This window comes from Leptolyngbya sp. DQ-M1, from assembly GCF_039962505.1.
Classification (GTDB): domain Bacteria; phylum Cyanobacteriota; class Cyanobacteriia; order Leptolyngbyales; family Leptolyngbyaceae; genus Leptolyngbya.
Genome location: NZ_JAMPLJ010000005.1, coordinates 22,378 through 38,072, shown reverse-complemented (window position 1 = coordinate 38,072; position 15,695 = coordinate 22,378). Strand labels below are relative to the sequence as shown.

Sequence of the window (15,695 nt, the reverse complement as noted above, 5' to 3'; positions counted from 1 at the left end):
ATGAGGGTGATGGTTCTAGCTCCGATTTAGTTCTTTTGCTAGAACCATCACCTCATTCCGAAGCTTCATCGCTTTTACTGAAAATTGACAAGTCGAGCAAAGCCTTTTGGATCAAGGCTTGCACCCCCCACCAAAGCACCATCAATCTCCGGTTGCGCCATAATTTCATCAATATTCTCAGGCTTGACCGATCCACCATATTGGATCGTGACATTCGGATTACTCAACCGACTGCGAATCAGCCCGATCACGCGATTAGCTTCGATCGACTCACAAGTATCTCCAGTTCCGATCGCCCAAATCGGCTCATAAGCAATCACTAAATTGTCTTGATTCACGCCCGCCAAATCCTTCTCAAGCTGAGCGAAAATCACCGCTTCAGTCTCACCTGTATCCCGTTGCTGCTTACTTTCACCCACACAAAGAATTGGCTTCAATCCAGCACTTTGAGCCGCTTTCAGCCGCAGATTCACCGTCTCATCCGTTTCGCCAAAATACTGTCTCCGTTCGCTGTGCCCGATCACCACATAGCGAACTGCTAATTCTGTCAGCATCGACGCTGAAATCTCGCCCGTGAAGGCTCCCGTCTCTGCCCAATGCACGTTCTGCGCCCCGACCTGTATCCGACTTCCGTGCAAATTCTTCGACAACACTGCTAAATCAGTAAACGGCACACACAGCACTATTTCTCGATCGTCAGGTGTGTTCTCCAACTGAGGCATGAATCCCTGCAAAAACTCCAGCGTTTCTGCCTGGGTTTTGAACATTTTCCAATTGCCAGCAATGATAATTTTTCGCACGGTCTGTCAGCTTATTAAATTGCATTTTCCAGTCTACGGCTTCGCGGGGACAGTTTTGGAGGGGAATCGGGAGTGATCGCTCCCGATTCCGCTGCCTTTAGAGCGCTAGCGCACCCGGACGAATTTGAATCTGCCAGTTTGGATCTTCTACCGTCGGCAGGAATCCAGCAGCAGCGACCGTAATACCGTCGATTAGCCAGATTGCATTCTGACCTGTCGATCGATTCCGCCAAATCAGATCGGCTTTGCTATTTCCGCTCGTATCGCGTGCGCCGATAATCTCCCAGTTCAGATCAGCAACTGTCCCAATAAAGCCAGCGTTGGCAACCGTGGTTCCATCCAACAGCCAAACTGCATTTTCTCCCGTTGCAGAGTTGCGCCAGATTAAATCTGCTTTTCCATCCGCATTGGTGTCACAGACATCGGCAATCCGCCAGTTGGTATCGCTGACCGTCGAGAGAAATTGTGCATTTGCTACGGTCGTGCCATCGATTAACCAGACGGCATCCGCGCCCGTCGATCGATTCCGCCAGATCAAATCTGCTTTCCCGTCACCGCTCGTATCCCCTGCGGCAATGATTTGCCAATTCAAATCCTCGATCGTTGCGAGAAATTGAGCGCCACTGACCGTCGTTCCGTCGATTAACCAAATGGCGTTTTCACCTGTGACAGCATTACGCCAAACCAGATCCGCTTTGCCATCGTTGTTAAAGTCACCAAAGTCAGCAACCTGCCAGCTTGTCGCAGTCGTTGTGAGAAACGCAGCACTGGCGATCGTCGTATCGTTCACCAGCCAGATCGCATTTTCACCCGTCACTCCGTTCCGCCAGAAGATGTCCGCTTTTCCATCATTGTTAAAGTCGCGTGAACCCACAATCTCCCAGTTGAGATCAGCTTGTGGTGTGATAAAGACGGCTTGCCCGATCGCCGTGCCATTCATTAACCAGATTGCATTCTCACCTGTAACACCATTACGCCAGAGCAGGTCGGTTCTACCATCAGCGTTGAAATCGCGGGTGGAAGCGATTTCCCAGTTAGGCCCAGTTGTCGTTGTAAAGCCAGCCGCGCTTACTTGCGTCCCATCGATCAACCAAATTGCACTCTCAGTCGTTGCCACATTGCGCCAGGGCAAATCAACGCCGCCGTTGCCATCAAAATCGGGAATCTCGCAGTCGGTAGGATTCGTGAATGTCACCCCAGGTGCCAATACGAGGTTTACTGCTGCGTTCCGTGGGCTTCTGTCAGCATTGGTCGGAGTGTCAAGATTGATTTGAATCGTTTTATCCGCAGCGGTTGGCGAGTTCAGTCTGGTGAGCGTGATGCTGCCTGTGGTTTGTCCAGGCGCGATCGTGATCGTTTGTGACGAAAGCCGATAGTCGATGTTGTTCTGGGCTGTGCCACCGACAAGGAGCGGAATAGTGACTGCTTTGTCGGTCGCGACATCAATACTTGCTGTGATCGTAGAGCTACGCGACGAAATCACGCCGGTCGTTGTAGGGAATTCGACCAGCGGCGTGTAGGTTCCAGAAAAGGTGCTAATCGAAAGGTTATTGATTTCGTGGAAGTTGGTGGATCCTCCTGTTGAAGCCGCAAAGCCAAACTTGAAGGTCGTGGGCAGGGGGCTATCGCCTGAGCTGAGATTCTGGGTAACGTTGAGATTGGAAATAAAGGTCTCACCGCTGTCAAAAACAGCATTGCCATTGACATCGAGTGCTACAGAAAGCAGCCCAGCGGTCGTCAGATCAATCTTGGCTCGCCGAGCATTGCCCGCTCGACTTGTGGCTGTGGGAACATCAATGCGGCTTCCATCAGGTAGAGCAACGCTTTGTAGGAGTGGATAGTTCAGTCCTTCTCGACCGCGAACGGCGATCGATTGAGGTCTGTTGCCGATCCCCGCTGCTCCGGCTTCGCTGGTCGAAAAGTTACCGAACTCATCAAAGCCGACTCCCAAATATCCGCCCACAATTCCGGCGGCACCAGTAGACGAGTCTGAGGAGTAGCCCAAGCTGCGCCCCACTGCACCGCCTGCGGTGGGACTCTGAGTGCCATCGATTAAAAAGAAGCTGATACCATCAGCACTGCTTCCCCCATAAGCGTATAAATCAAACTCGACTGACAGCCCTGATGCAGCATTCAGGGGTTTGTTGTAGATCACAAAGGAGCCTTGACCCTGGGTATTGTTGGTGAGGCGGAGTGCGCCACTGCCGGGAGCATCTGCGCCACCGCCAGCAATTCCACCTGGAGAAGCAGAACTGCTGCTCCGAGCGGTCAAAATTGGGGGAAGTGCTCCAGCTTGACTGATACCAGGGAGCCAATTGAATTGGCTAACATCTGCATTTCTGAAAGATTCAGTAAGGATATTTTGTCCTGCCATTCTCTAGAGCCAAAAATCTTGTACTCTTTCTAACTACCATTTTCGGTGAGCTTTTCTTATCGAAACCCGTACAACCTACATTGAATTTTCAAACAGCTCGTTTAGGAAAAGCAGGTGCTTTATCTTTGCTTTAAAAACTTGCATTGTCTCAAAAAATCTTTAGAAGTTAGGCGCTGAGCTTGCGGTATGGAGAGGATTCGAGTGTCTAAGCTATTCTACTGAAAAGTTTCAGCGATAGGAGAAAAGATAATATTCCGGATCAACAATGTTGATTGATGAATATATTAGATCTTGCAGAAATTAAGTTCCTTCTAATCGAAATTGTTAAAATTATTGAAAGTCTAAATTAAGGAATTTGAATCTCCTTACAACCCAGAAATCTTTACAGATTCAGCGCCATTGCCATTTGCACTGCTCCCATACTGACCGTTTGATAAATCAGTTTCAGGGTTTCCATTGCGGCTTGATTCGCAGGCGGGTCGATTTTGAGCGGAATTGTTCCTAACACATCTAAAACCGTTTCGCTGCTGGGCGGCGGAGTGATGACGATTAAGGAAGGCTCAAGCTGATCGCTGTAGTTCCAAAATTGATCAGGATTCAGGGGGGCGATCGCTCGAATGATCGCGTTCTCTGATGCGATCGCGCTTTCTTCTCCGGAGCTGCGAATCTGACGCAGTGCATTAATAATTTCTTCTTTGCTGCGTCCGCGCAGTTGGAACAACACAAACGGATCTTCTCCGAAGCGATCGCCCAGCAAATAGTAAACGGCTCCTATATGCTTGCAAGGATTTGCCGGATCAGGGCAGGAACAGCGACTATGAATCGCAGATTTGTCGTATGGAAATAGGCTCAATCCATTAGCGATAAAGACATCTTGAATGTTCTGCGGCATTTCTCCAGCTAGGAGTTTGGCAGAAAAGATTGCCCGTTCTGCCATCGATTCGATCACATAGCCCCATTCTTCATCAGTAAAGCGATCGAGCGAAAATGACACTTCATACGGTTCCGGTGCCGTTCCTTGCACTTTTGCGATTACTTTTGCACCGTTGAATTCGAGACTGAGAACGTTTCCCTGACGCGCGTAGTTTCTCGCTCGTGCTAATCGCTGTGTAAATCCAATGCGTTCTAACAAATCAATCCACTGTTGTACCCACCATTCACGGTTAGGTTGTACGTAAGAATCACTCATCGGTTTAATCCTCTATCACAGCGCTACGATCGAGCAAGAGTAAATCTCGAAGCTGATCGGTATTTAATTCAGTCAGCCAGTTCTCGCCTGTACCCACGACTTGTTCGGCTAAGGCTTTTTTGCTTTCGATCATGTCGTGAATGCGTTCTTCAAGCGTTCCGGTACAAACGAATTTATGCACTTGCACATTCCGCTTTTGTCCGATGCGAAAGACGCGATCGGTGGCTTGATTTTCGACTGCTGAATTCCACCAGCGATCGTAGTGAAACACATGATTTGCACGAGTGAGATTCAAGCCGACTCCGCCTGCTTTGAGCGACAAAATGAAAATTCGAGGAGCTTGCGGATCGTTTTGGAAGCGATCGATCATTTCTTCGCGCTGTTTCTTTGAAGTGCTGCCATAGAGAAACAGCGTTTCACGTCCTAGTTGCTGTTCTAAATGTGGTTTCAGCAGTTTTCCCCATTCTGCAAATTGAGTGAAGATTAAAGCACGATCGCCTTCTGCAACCGCTTCTTCGAGCATTTCTTCGAGTCGTTGCAACTTCACTGATCGGTTCGACGGAATGCTTTCTTCTCGATTGAACAATGCAGGATGATTGCAGATTTGCTTTAGCTTCGTGAGTAGTGCCAGAATGATGCCTTTGCGCTGAATACCTTCTGCTGCTTCGATTTCAGCAAGGGAGCGATCGACTATTGCTTGATAGAGCGCTGCTTGTTCCGCAGACAATCCACAGTAAACAGGCATCTCCTGTTTCTCCGGCAAGTCTTGAATGATTGAGCGATCGGTTTTCAAACGCCTGAGAATGAAAGGCTGAGTTAGCGATCGCAGCGTTTGCAGTGAAGTGGTATCGCCGTAACGCTCGATCGGAATCGCAAATCGTCGCTGGAAGAAGTTTTTCTGTCCTAAGTAACCCGGATTGAGAAAATCGAGAATTGACCACAGTTCAGTTAACCGGTTTTCGACCGGCGTTCCTGTCAATGCAATGCGGAATTCTGCTTCTAGTTCTCGCACAGCTTGAGACTGTTTTGCTTCTGCATTTTTAATGTTCTGAGCTTCATCGAGTACAACTCCTTGCCACGAAACAAGCTGAAGTATTTTCAAATCGCGCTGTACAAGTGTGTAACTGGTAATCACTAAATTGCAGGACTGCACAGCTTTGGCGAAAGCTTGTCCTTGCGATCGTTTATCTCCGTGATGCACGATCGCTTTTAGCGTCGGCGCAAACTTTTTAACTTCTCGCTCCCAGTTACCGAGAACCGAAGTTGGACAGACTAATAAGATAGGGTTCTCCAGTTGTTTGTTCTGCTTCAGCAACAGAATAAAGGCGATTAACTGGATCGTTTTTCCCAATCCCATATCGTCCGCTAAACAAGCACCCAAGCCCCATCTTTCAAGAAACTGTAGCCAGGCTACACCACGAGCTTGATACGGTCTTAATTCACCTCTAAATTCTTTGGGCGCTTCTATTTCCTCTAGCGTTCCGGTTCCCGTTAGCGTTGTGACTAACTCTTGCAATGCGCCCGATGCTTCAAAACTCACAACCGGAAGTTTCTCGATCGTTTGGGTATCTCCGGTACTAATTCGGAGTGCATCTTCCAGCGATAGCGTTGTCTGATCTTTTCGTGCCGCGAAGAACGACTGTGCAGATTTAATATCTTGCGCTCTTAACTCTACCCATTCACCGTTAATTTCAACCAAAGGCGAATTCTGCGCCACTAATCGATCGAACTCGCGTTTCGTCAACCTTTGACCGCCGATCGATAATTCCCATTCAAAATTCAATAAACTTTGTAATCCCAGCTTGCCTTTCTTCTGTTTCGCCGGCGTTGACGCTTTGATTCGCAATCCTAATCGATTCGCCAGTCCACCGCGATTTGCCAAACTGGGTGGCAGAACCACACCAATTCCGCTATCCTGCAAGCGCCACACAACATTCATCAAAAAATCATAAGCCTGAGTTGGATCGAGTAAACAGGCTTGCGGTCGAGCTTCTTGCAGGCTCGGTTCGATCAGTGGATATAAGCGTGATGCTAATCCCAATCCCATCAGCAAAGTTTCTTGGGGTCGATCGATCATTCGTCCCTCATGATTCAGTTGCTCGACCGGATTGCGCCAGATAATCGGAGCGCTAACGGTGAACTCTGCATCGTCGATCGCTTGCAGCAGATATTCAATCTTCCAGCGTTGATAGCTTTCCGTAGGTGGAATCAACTTCAAGCAAGCGCGAAATTGTGCTTGCGTTTTCTGTAGTGGCGCTTTCCAATTCGATAATGCCGTCGATAGCGTTTTCGATTCCGTTTCGCCTAGCGTTGATGATTTTGTACCCAGTCCTTGAATCCAAGCTTGTAGGATCGATGGATTCCGGGGTGCCGTAACTGATTTGCGAACTTGAGCATCAATCAATTGATTGAGAAAATCTCGGAGTAAATCTTGAGGTTCGATCGGCAAATCGATCGCGATCTCCTCGCAATTCTGGTACAACCGACAAACTGAAGGCATCTGGCGCGCAAAGTGACGCAACCTCGCTTGATCCGTTGAGCTATCCAGCAAAGCTTCCCAGTGAGTCAAATCCGGTAAAAACTTCGATCGCGCCAGCAAATCCAACGCCCACCGCGCTGTATGCGACCAAAATCGTAAATCCCCACCCAAAAACGAATCATCTCCCAAAGCACCCAACGGCAAAGAATTCAGAAAGTCAAACGCCTGAGCCGAATTCAACCGCAGCCCCTCAACCTTCCAGGGATACAGCACCCATTCCGCGATCGCAGACGCAGAAAGCTGCGGTGCTTCTCCGTCCTTTGGTAACGAGAGCGATCGCACCGTCCAGTTTTCCAGATTCGCTGCGCTTTTACGTCCGCGTTTCGGAGGTTCAATCTGCGGCAGCTTTAATCCCAACGGTTCTAAGAACGCCAGCAGTTCGGCTTGATTCATCGCATAGGGGTGCGCCAGAACGCCTGCATCAGTTGGCATCGCCTCCAACCTGCGCCACGTTTCCCCCCACAGAAACAAGCCCCCTTCAGAGTCGGGCGCTTGAGCAAACCATCCACCATGTAAAACTGCCATGCCAAACTACTCAAAATAAAAGCGAACTAGCTCAACTTTCGGCAAGCCACTTCTGAATCTTCTAAGAAATCGCCCCGCCTAAGTAAGAATCTGCTGCAAAATTTAATCTCATCGAACGCAATCTTTACGCTCCAAAATCAAGAAAGCTTTCCATTCTTTAAGCAATCTAACAAGTTGTAATCCTGCCTTCAAATTCAAATCCCTCGCTTCATTCTACCGCGATCGTTTCAGCGATGATTTCGTCCCCAAACCCCCATGAACTCGACCCACTTCCCACTCTCCATCCCCCACTTCTTCAACTAAAATCCCTCCACTCTATTGCAAACAAAAAGGTCAGCAAAAGTATATCGATGTTAGGATTGCGGTAGTAGGAAAAGAGAAGAAAGGAAAATATAATTCATGCAAGAGTTCGAGAAGTCAATATCCTTTGATGGTAGGGATATTCGGCTCAAAGTCGGCTTGTTAGCCCCCCAAGCTGGAGGAGCAGTTTTAATCGAGTCAGGAGATACAGCAGTTCTGGTGACTGCGACTCGTGCAAAAGCAAGAGAGGGCATCGATTTTCTGCCCTTGCTCGTGGATTACGAAGAGCGCTTGTACGCAGCCGGGCGCATCCCCGGTGGATTTCTTAAGCGCGAAGGTCGTCCCCCAGAAAAAGCAATTCTCACCAGCCGTTTAATCGATCGTCCCCTGCGTCCGCTATTCCCCGCCTGGTTACGGGATGACATTCAAGTGGTCGCCACGACGATGTCAATGGACGAACGAGTGCCGCCAGATGTACTTGCCGTCACGGGGGCATCGATCGCAGTCCTGCTCGCTAAAATCCCCTTCAATGGCCCGATGGCAGCGGTGCGAGTGGGTTTAGTCGGCGATGATTTTGTGATCAACCCCACTTACAAAGAGATTGAGTCGGGTGATTTAGATTTAGTCGTCGCTGGCTCTCCGAACGGCGTGATTATGGTCGAAGCGGGCGCAAATCAACTGCCCGAAGCGGACATGATCGAAGCGATCGATTTCGGCTACGAAGCGGTGCGCGATCTGATTCAAGCGCAGCGTGAGTTTATTGAAGCGCTCGGCATCGAGTTAGTGCAAGAAGCAGCGCCGGTGATTGATCAAACGCTGGAGCATTTTATCCGCGATCGCGTCACGGCTCCGGTCAAAGAGATTCTTGCTCGGTTAGAAAAAGACAGAACCGTTCGCGATGCAGCACTTGATGAAGTCAAAGCCGCACTGGTGGCTGAAATCGAAGCCCTGCCCGAAGATGATCCAGTCAAAGCGGCAGCATCCACCGATGCCAAAGCCCTTAGCAACACCTTCAAAGACGTGACCAAAACGCTGATGCGTCGTCAAGTCGTCGAAGATAACGTCCGCGTCGATGGTCGCCAGCTCGACGAAATTCGCCCGATTTCTTGTCGAATCGGCGTTCTGCCGCAGCGAGTTCACGGTAGCGGTGTATTCAATCGCGGACTGACTCAAGTGTTATCGATCGCGACTCTCGGCAGTCCGGGCGATGAACAAGAAATGGACGATTTGCACCCCGACACCGAAAAACGCTATCTGCACCACTACAACTTCCCGCCCTTCTCGGTAGGAGAAACGCGACCGATGCGATCGCCCGGTCGGCGTGAAGTCGGTCACGGGGCATTAGCCGAACGCGCCCTTATTCCCGTTCTTCCCCCCAAAGAACAGTTTCCCTATGTGATTCGAGTCGTGTCTGAAGTCTTGTCTTCAAACGGCTCCACTTCAATGGGTTCTGTGTCTGGATCAACGCTGGCACTGATGCATGCCGGAGTCCCAATCATCAAGCCCGTGAGTGGCGCGGCGATGGGGCTAATCAAAGAAGGTGAAGAAATCCGCATCCTCACTGATATTCAGGGGATCGAAGATTTCTTAGGCGATATGGACTTCAAAGTCGCTGGAACCGACACAGGAATTACAGCGCTGCAACTCGACATGAAAATTACTGGGTTGCCGATGAACGTGATTGCTGATGCAATTCACAAAGCAAAACCCGCTCGTCTGCATATCCTCGACAAAATGCTCGAAGCGATCGACAAACCTCGCCCAGAGCTTTCGCCCTATGCACCTCGCTTGTTGACGATCAAGATCGATTCCGATCAAATCGGCATGATCATCGGGCCGGGCGGTAAGACGATCAAAGGCATCACCGAAGAAACCGGAGCCAAGATTGACATCGCGGAAGACGGTACGGTGACAATTTCTGCGATCGAAGGCGAGAAAGCCAAACGTGCTAAAGCGATTATCCAAGGCATGACGCGCAAGCTGAATGCAGGCGATATCTATGCGGGTAAAGTGACGCGGATTATCCCGATCGGTGCATTTGTCGAGTTTCTCCCCGGCAAAGAAGGCATGGTTCACATTTCGCAGCTTGCTGATCATCGCGTCGGTAAGGTTGAAGATGAGGTGATGGTGGGCGATGAAGTGGTCGTGAAAGTCCGCGAAATCGATAACCGGGGTCGAGTCAATCTTACTCGTTTGGGCATTCATCCCGACGAAGCCAGTGCAGCGCGAGAAGCCGCCTCGAAATAACAGTTTGGGGATTGTTTATTCCAAGAACGATTCCTGATCCCAAGGTAGAATTATCGAAACATGGAATCCGCACGATCGCTCACAATGAGCAGGTCTGCGGATTTTTTGTGCTGATCGTTCTTATACCAGATTGATTTGTGGATGCGACAGATTCTCGCCCCCTAAATCCCCCAGAATGGGGGACTTTGAGTATGATCTGTCGCATTCTATGTTTAATTCGGTATTATCTCTTTATTGATATTGATCGTTCGTGATCGACTTTCCATCGCCCGATCATTCGTGAGCAGTACAAGCCCAACGGAGCACTAAAACAGCTCTCCAGATCACTGAAATAGCTCTCCAGATCACTGAAATAGCGATCGCGACCACTGAAACAGCTCTCCGGAGCACTAAAACAGCTCTCCAGATCACTGAAATAGCTCTCCAGATCACTGAAATAGCGATCGCCATCTCATCAATCAACTCACCAAACCCGATCACAGCAAAAAAGATCCTTCTACGGGGGAGGACGAGTCAGGCGGTTTCACCCATAAAATTGAGCGACAATCCCTTGATGGTGAGCATGATGGTGCAAGAACGGAACACTCCCCCCCGAAAAGCTTTAGAACCAGATCTCGATTCTCCACGTCGCGCCGATCCCCTACCGGTTCCGCCTAGGGTGAATTCACATCAAGGCACACCGATGACTGACATCGCTTCGGGTCTAGCCCTCTTGCTGTCGGTGATTGCTTTCTTTCTGAGTTGCTTTGCCGCAATTCAAGCAAGTAGTCTGCGGCGACAAAGCGAACCTGCACCCAATCCAGCGCAGTCAGGTTTGCCCAATCAAGGTATTAGTCGTCCGATCGCGCCGATGATCGCCCAAAATCGATTTCAACAAATCGAACCCGGTCGTTATCGCCAACCGACCCTAGATCGATCGGGCGAAGTTGAAATTCTATCGGCAAACCGAGTCACCCAATCTGGAAATCCTAATCTCGCGACAATTCAACTCCGGATTCGTCGCCTCGATCAACCCGTACAGGGACTTACTGAAATCGATTTACCCAACGCCTACGCGCTGAACACTCGCACCAACGAGAAATACATGGCAGTGAGTGCCCAAACCCCGAATAGTCAGTTCGTCACAATGGCAAGCTTAAGTCCGGGCGCGACAGTCAATGCTTCGGTGACAGTGCGAGTGCCAAAGGATCTCGATCGCATCGATTTGGATATTCCAAACGTCCGTGTTTTTCGTAATGTCCCGATCGGCTAGAGACGCTCCGACAAAATGCTTCCATCAACCGATTACAGGTAATATCGCACTGCTGTCACGACTCGGATTAAGTTGACAATACTGGTGAAAATGGCGATTGCTACGCAACGTCGATAGACGAACGCGACAAGAAAGAAGTAAAAGAATCGCCCTCCCTGACGATTGAACTACGACGCGGTGTCGTTTGACAGCACGCCTGACAACCTTCTATACAAGTGACTACATAGCATTACTAAGCCCAAAGCTTAAATAGCAGCTTAAGCATCTAGTCACTCACAATCCTGATGAAATTTCATTCACTTGGCATCGCGTTTATATCTAGCGCGGCATGGTTCTGCACGATTATAGAATTGAGCTATAGTTCAGAAGCATCAGCAAACCCCGCTTCAGATCATTCTTTAAAGAACGTTAGGATTTCACAACCATCATCCACACTTGCTAATCTGCGTGACTTTCAAAAGTCACTGACTGATGCTCGTTTACTGCAATTCGATTTTTCATCAACAAGTGATAACACCGTGGAAATTGCACAAGAGAGTCAAGCTCCAGATAGTCAAGCTCCAGATTCCGCTGCGGAAGAAGAAGGGGAAGAAATTATTGGAGTCGAGAAGCTTCAAAAGCCAACCTCAACTCCGGTTTATACGATCGACTCTGATGAAATTCGGCGTGAGAGTTCGGATAGTTTAGCCGAGATTTTGCGGGGATTGCCTGGATTTGCTGTCAATGATGTCGGCTTTGGTGCGGATATTCACACTGGAACCTTTTACCGAGGGGCTTCGATCAATCAATCCGTGTTTCTGCTCAACGGTAGACAGATCGGATCAAATGTCAATATCTATCACGGTGGCACTGATCTCAACTCAATTCCTACAGGCGCGATCGAGCAAGTCGAACTATCGAGCGGAACGGCTGCGACTCTCTACGGCTCTGAAGCGATCGGCGGTGTGGTGAATGTCGTCACAAAGAAAGGGACTGGTCTTCCACAGTTCAATGGCTTTGCCCAGTTAGGATCGTTTAGCTCCTCGAACTATCGCGGCAGCTACTCTGGATCATTCGGAGACGTGAACTATCTATTGAGCTATCAGCGATTCAAGGCGGACAATGATTATCGTGTTCCGGTGGGAGCTGCGAATCGGGGCTTGGATGGGCGACTGTTTAACGGCGATTCGACTCAAGATAATTACTATGGCAATCTGAGTTTCGACCTTGGCGATCGCAACTCGGTCAGCTTAGATGTCTCAACAGTCACAAGTCGGCGCGGACTCTTGTACTTTGGATTTCCATTACAGCGCGATCGCTTAGATCACGACACGGTGAATGTCGGCTTAACCTGGAAAGCCCTGCTAGGAAACGGGCAAGACTCTACGCTCAATACCACGTTGTCGTTTAATCAAGACTACTTTAGTACTTACGGACCGACACAAACCACATTCTTTCGCCGTGGCATTCTGAACTCTCGCGGCTTGAATGCCAGAGTCGAACACAATTGGCAAACGAGCAAAACGAACAATCTGCGTTGGGGTGTAGATCTGCAAAATTCGCTGCTCAACGGAGAAGCTTTTAGTACACTGCCGCGATTGGCTCGATTTAATGGAGAGTTCGATCGCGATCGCATTCAAGCTGCCTTATTTGCCTTGAATACTTGGCAGATTACCAACAATTTCCAGGCAGAATTTGGATTGCGCCAGAACTTTACTAGCGAATTTGGGAGTTATCTCAATCCCAGTGTCGGAGCGCGTTGGGCACTCTCATCCGGTCTTGCACTCCGGGGAAGTTGGGTCTCTGTCCATCGCAATCCGGGCTTAGATCAACTGTATGCGTTTGATACGGTTCACAACTGGTTGCCGAATCCTGACCTCAAGCCTGAAATCGGATCGTCTTGGACGGCTGGATTGGATGTGCAACTCGCGAAAAGCTTCGCCGCGCAGTTCACATACTTTGGTAGTCGGTTAAACGATCGCATTGCCGTTCAGTCGGGGCAATGGACAAATGTTGGCTTGGTCAATACGAATGGCATTGAGGCAGCATTGCGCTGGCAAGTTTCCCCACAGTGGTCTACCTTTGTGAACTATACTTACACCGATGCCAAGATTGGTAGTGGTGCAGAACGAGGATTGCAGTTAAGTACGATTCCGTTTTCGGTCGCGCGATTTGGCATCGGTTATGCTTCAAACGGTTGGGAAGTGAATTTATATGCCAACTACTTTAGCGGCGCACGACGCGCTTTATTCACGCTAGCAAATGATAATCCCCGCGAGTTTTCACCATCTTGGATTAGTTTTGATCTGGGCTTGCGGATTCCGGTGACGCGTGGATTGGGTCTCACCGTGTTTCTCGAAAACCTTGCCGATCGCAGCTATGAAAAAGTCAATCGCATCTATCAACCGGGTTTAACCTATCGAATTGGTTTAGTCTCAGATTTCTAGAGTGTTGAGGCTTAAGTTTGATAATGTTCTAGCCTTACTAGGACGCGAGTGCTGATTCTCAGCTCGACGGCTGTGATTGAAGAATTAATGGAGTGAAAATGGCGGTCACAACTAAAAAGAAATGAGCGGCTGCGCTTAAGTGCCTCTCTATCACACGGTCTGATACTGAATTAAACATAGAATGCGACAGATCATACTCAAAGTCCCCCATTCTGGGGGATTTAGGGGGCGAGAATCTGTCGCATCCATAAATCAATCTGGTATGACTCCTCAAAGTCATCCGCACAAGATAATGTGAAGCGCAAGAAACGCCTGACCTATGACAGACGTTCTCATTCCGAAAGTTTAGTACGTTGTCCCTTGTTTATAAATAGAATTCAGGTTGTTTTTATGAGTTTGCGCGATCGGTTTAATCGATTTACAGGTAGAAATCGCTTTGTGGTCTGCCGCATCTTCCTGCATCTAGCAGGAGATGAAGTTGCGCCACTGCTCGGTATCCTCAATCAAGCAGGTCGAAAAGCGCTCCAGTCCGAAGGCGATCTGCAAGTCTTAGGCGAAGGCTTGGTCGAAATTTGTCAGAGTTTGCTGCAATATCAGACCTATTGGCGATCGGCAGCAAACGAAGGCGATGCGATTTCGGATGAAGGCGAAGCGGGAGATTATGTGAATGAACTGTTCACCGATTCAGCCCAGCGTTATCTCAGTGCCCCCGAACTTGAACCCGATACGGGAACTACGACCGATCCATTGACGTTACCCGTGACGCAGAATTTGATCGTAATGATTACGATCGCAGCAGAAGGAGAAGTTCCTGAACTCGAAACCGACCTTGCTGATCTCAGAGCGATGGCGACAGGACTCAAGGCAATCATTAACCTGCACTACCAAGAGCGATTACGAGCGATTCAAGTTCACTTTTCTCCTTCGCGTCTCGGCGACGAACTCAACTCCGATCATTTGCTGGAATTTTTCCCCGAACTGATCCCCCTCTAGAAATACACAGCCTTCTCTCGTTAGGATGCTGAATAGTGTAGAAAAAGACTCTAGAACGGTAAAGAGGTAAAGCCGAATGTTCTCTATTAAACTCGCGCGATCGATGATGCGAAAATTTCTTGCTCTCTCCATGTCAGTTGCGCTCTGCTGGACAACGGTCGGTTGTGGCAGCTCGTCGATTGGCGATCCGATCCGGACTGAATCGAATCGCCCAGCCGCAACCAGCCGCGCTACTCAAAAACTACCGGATGGAAAGTTCGCCGTTCAGCAAGCGACCTTCGATGATGGAACTGGTGAATATACCGTACTGCTGAGAGACACGCCTGCGGGAGTCAATTCGTCGTTTAGAACGGAGAATTTACCTTTGGCTCAACTCACTCCAGAAGAAGTAAGTGCGGGTCAAAAAGGCTATCTCAAATCCGAAAACGGACAAGTTTCACTGCATATTCCCGAAGACTTCAAAATCGAGTACGTTCACAACGTCACGGAAAACGTCACCAATCCTCAAACTGGACGAACGGAGACAGTCGTTGTGCGACAAGAACCGAATTTCTGGGCACCGTTTGCGGGCGCAGTCGCGGGTCAAGCGATCGGTAGCCTCCTCTTCCGTCCCCAATATTACGTGCCCCCGTTCTATCAGCCCGGAGTGCCGATGACCGGATTTGGCGGATATGGCTCTTCCTACGGTCAAGCCGTCAATCGCTATCAGCAGCGCTATCAAGCACCGCCTGCGGTCGAACGCAACCGTCAGGTCTTCCGCTCCACCGGACGCATTGGATCGCCTGGATTTAATAATCCGCGTGTTGCGCGTCCCCGGATTAGCAACGATCGACCCACCGGATCGGGCTATGGAACCAGCACCTTACGCCGATCGAATCGCTCTACACCCAGCCGAATTAACCGTCCGGGTGGATTTGGTAGCGGAACACGATCGCGTTCTTCGTTTGGTAGCGGTCGCCGCCGTTAATCGTAACGATTAGAAATTGAAAAACCCTGGGGCGAGATAACTTGCCACAGGGTTTTTTATCAGTGTGTCAAAATGATGGTTTA

General features: G+C 49.4%; 9 protein-coding genes. 5 read left to right on the top strand and 4 right to left on the bottom strand.

Annotation, left to right across the window (positions count from 1 at the left end):
• Window positions 1-74: 74 nt before the first annotated feature.
• The 4 genes from tpiA to NC981_RS16615 all read right to left on the bottom strand — a co-directional run bounded on the left by tpiA (window position 75) and on the right by NC981_RS16615 (window position 7,427).
• Window positions 75-800, bottom strand: coding sequence for a triose-phosphate isomerase (gene tpiA / locus NC981_RS16630; RefSeq protein ID WP_348243982.1), 726 nt, complete (start codon window positions 798-800; stop codon window positions 75-77).
• A gap of 97 nt (window positions 801-897) precedes the next feature.
• On the bottom strand, window positions 898-3,174 hold the full coding sequence (locus NC981_RS16625; protein WP_348243981.1) for an FG-GAP-like repeat-containing protein: 2,277 nt from the start codon (window positions 3,172-3,174) through the stop codon (window positions 898-900).
• A gap of 382 nt (window positions 3,175-3,556) precedes the next feature.
• Entirely contained in the window at window positions 3,557-4,363 is an 807-nt protein-coding gene (locus tag NC981_RS16620; protein ID WP_348243980.1) for an SWIM zinc finger family protein, read from the bottom strand.
• A gap of 4 nt (window positions 4,364-4,367) precedes the next feature.
• Window positions 4,368-7,427, bottom strand: a complete 3,060-nt coding sequence (locus tag NC981_RS16615; protein WP_348243979.1) for a DEAD/DEAH box helicase — start codon at window positions 7,425-7,427, stop codon at window positions 4,368-4,370.
• A gap of 399 nt (window positions 7,428-7,826) precedes the next feature.
• Here NC981_RS16615 and NC981_RS16610 point away from each other — a divergent pair, with 399 nt between their 5' ends.
• The 5 genes from NC981_RS16610 to NC981_RS16590 all read left to right on the top strand — a co-directional run bounded on the left by NC981_RS16610 (window position 7,827) and on the right by NC981_RS16590 (window position 15,612).
• A complete protein-coding gene (locus NC981_RS16610; RefSeq protein WP_348243978.1) occupies window positions 7,827-9,974 on the top strand; it encodes a polyribonucleotide nucleotidyltransferase in 2,148 nt (715 codons plus the stop codon).
• 565 nt (window positions 9,975-10,539) lie between these two features.
• Window positions 10,540-11,226 carry a hypothetical protein gene (locus NC981_RS16605; protein ID WP_348243977.1) on the top strand — a complete coding sequence of 229 codons (687 nt, stop codon included), beginning with the start codon at window positions 10,540-10,542 and terminating at the stop codon, window positions 11,224-11,226.
• Window positions 11,227-11,510: 284 nt separating this feature from the next.
• Complete coding sequence (locus tag NC981_RS16600; protein WP_348243976.1) at window positions 11,511-13,652, top strand: TonB-dependent receptor; 2,142 nt, start codon at window positions 11,511-11,513, stop codon at window positions 13,650-13,652.
• A 390-nt stretch (window positions 13,653-14,042) separates the two neighbouring features.
• On the top strand, window positions 14,043-14,645 hold the full coding sequence (locus tag NC981_RS16595; RefSeq protein WP_190376438.1) for a DUF1517 domain-containing protein: 603 nt from the start codon (window positions 14,043-14,045) through the stop codon (window positions 14,643-14,645).
• A gap of 76 nt (window positions 14,646-14,721) precedes the next feature.
• On the top strand, window positions 14,722-15,612 hold the full coding sequence (locus tag NC981_RS16590) for a hypothetical protein (protein WP_348243975.1): 891 nt from the start codon (window positions 14,722-14,724) through the stop codon (window positions 15,610-15,612).
• The last annotated feature ends 83 nt before the right edge of the window (window positions 15,613-15,695 follow it).